The sequence below is a fragment of the Haloarcula sp. Atlit-7R genome (assembly GCF_003666065.1).
In the GTDB taxonomy this organism is placed as follows: Archaea; Halobacteriota; Halobacteria; order Halobacteriales; family Haloarculaceae; genus Haloarcula; species Haloarcula taiwanensis.
On record NZ_QXIK01000113.1, the window covers coordinates 1 to 443 of the forward strand.

The window sequence follows — 443 nt, forward strand, 5'->3', positions numbered from 1 at the left end:
CACCCGTTCGGACGGTGGGGGGACTTTCCTCATGCCCGTCTCGGGCACGGGAACTGGGCTCTCTCTGCCGACCTACCCTAGTCAGGTCGGTCGGATAAGCGGTTCGATTAACGGGGTCCTACCGGGGTTTAGCCGCACGTTATGTTGCAACGAAACTACATAACAACGGGATAACATCCGAGGGAAGCGTTGAAGTCACCACAGAACTTGAATGGTAATATGTCCGAGGCGCAGACCGTACACCTCACCTACGATGATGGGGCGCGGGCGGTCGAACTAGCGCGGGAATCGGTCGAATCGTACGTTCTTCACGGGCAGAGAGAACAACCGGGCAGCATGCGCGACGCGTTTTACGCTCGAACCGGGGCGTTCGTCCGCATCAAGTCGACACGGGGGCGCGGTCGACTGCGGGGCTGTGCGGGCGCGTATCGGGGGAAAGACCA

General features: G+C 60.5%; 1 protein-coding gene. It reads left to right on the forward strand.

The features are described from left to right. Positions 1–219: 219 nt before the first annotated feature. Positions 220–443 (forward strand): AMMECR1 domain-containing protein (locus D3D01_RS22900; protein WP_121513876.1); only part of this gene is annotated, 224 nt, incomplete at its 3' end.